This is a genomic window from Priestia sp. BR_2 (genome assembly GCF_041954005.1).
Classification (GTDB): domain Bacteria; phylum Bacillota; class Bacilli; order Paenibacillales; family Paenibacillaceae; genus Paenibacillus_AQ; species Paenibacillus_AQ lautus_A.
Genome location: NZ_JAVFHM010000010.1, coordinates 1 through 1,746, shown reverse-complemented (window position 1 = coordinate 1,746; position 1,746 = coordinate 1). Strand labels below are relative to the sequence as shown.

Sequence of the window (1,746 nt, the reverse complement as noted above, 5' to 3'; positions counted from 1 at the left end):
ATTTTTAGGAAGTGTAAGTCACGAAGTTGCTCAATCCGCAGAATGTCCTGTTATCATCGTTAAATAAAAAGCATGTTCTCCCTCGAGAACATGCTTTTTATTATGAGTTAATCTGTGTCGCCTTTAAATCGTCTAGTGCTTTAGCTGGTTGGGAATTTTTAATAAGGTAAAAACGCAGGAGTTCTCTACGCAATACACTACTTTTAGTAGAAAGCTTTAAGAAAATGAAAAAAATACATGTCTAAATAACTAATAAGACGAGATAAGAACTAGAAAAAGATATAGCTGTAAAGCCTTACACTTCCATAAGTTATCTCTAAATTCGATAAATTAGCATATATACCGCTTGATTTACTTCTGTTATCCTTTTGTTTGCAGAAAAACTTATAGTGTCAGACGCACAGGGGTATAAAAGTTTTCGCTCTTTTGAGTATATAACTTTTTACAAAAACAATGCGGATCTCCACTCTTTTTTCTACTAGCAAACTAAAAAATGTAGAGAAAGTGAGAAAAATACGTAGAGGATACAAAAACAGAGGTAGAAACGTTTTTTCCTTTACATCATAGCTAAAAAGGATAGAAAGCAGGTATGCATGTGCAAACAACACGATTCAACAAAAAGAACAAGCGAGGTGAGCAGCCGGCTGGTTCGCACACGGACAAAAGTAAAAAAAAATTCATTTTTGAGACTAGTTCTTTAAAACGATGGCACATTATTATAAGTCTATTTATACTCGTAATTATTTTTACTCTTTTTTCAGCTTTCGTTTCAGGCTTAAGCCTTCACTTTAATCCGGTCTTGCCAACATGGGGGACTGAAGAAAAGAATGAATTTTCGACTATTTATCCGTCCGATAATGATAGCGGCCAGCTCTCTTCTTTTTCAGAAGATGAGTCTCATAAAAAGTTTTTAGAAAACCGGATTGTGAACAAAGATGATGTTTATGCGTTCTATGTTAATTGGGATAAAAATAGTGAGCGTTCATTAAAAAATAATATTGACCAAATTGACGTCCTTGTACCTCAATGGTTTTCACTAAATTCGAACTTGGAGTTAAAAAGCAGTGTTCAAAAAGATATCGGAGATTTTGCTAAAAAGCATCATACAAAGGTTTTACCGCTGCTCACAAACGAGTCAAATGGAAAATGGGATGAGCAAACGGTTCACCGCTTGCTGCAATCTCCTCAGGAACAATCCAAACTCATACATAATTTACATCATCAAATTAAAGAAAATGGATATGATGGGGTAAATATAGATTTTGAAAATATCAAAAGCAGCGACAGAGGCTTACTAACAGACTTTATGAAGAAACTTTATACAGCCTTCCATGAAGATGGGTTAATGGTAACTATGGATGTGCCTCCAGCTAATAAAGCATTCGATTATAGCCATTTAGAACAGTATAATGACCGTATGATTTTAATGATGTACGACGAGCACTTTCAAAGCCCGGGTCCTATTGCTTCATTTTCTTGGTATCAAAACAATTTATCAAAATCGTTAAAAGATAAGATGATTGTTAGTCTTGGAAACTATGGATATGACTGGGATGAAAAAAGCAAGCAAGGAGGAGAGGTTGTATCATTTGAAGACGTCATGCGAATGGCTCAAAAAGCCCACGTGGATGGCGAGGGGGCAGATGAAAGCAAACCGCCGTATGTAAATTATAAAGACGGAACGGGGAAGCAAGAGGTATGGATTTTGGACAGCATTCACGTTTATAACACATGGAAAGCTGAGTT

At 35.7% G+C, this 1,746-nt stretch carries 2 protein-coding genes; both read left to right on the top strand.

Going from position 1 to position 1,746, the window contains the following annotated elements; all coding sequences use genetic code 11:
• Nucleotides 1–67 (top strand): universal stress protein (locus tag RB298_RS00085; protein ID WP_486045139.1); only part of this gene is annotated, 67 nt, incomplete at its 5' end.
• Between the two features lie 528 nt (nt 68–595).
• Nucleotides 596–1,746: glycosyl hydrolase family 18 protein (locus RB298_RS00080; protein WP_486045137.1), on the top strand; the 1,151-nt coding region annotated here is incomplete at its 3' end.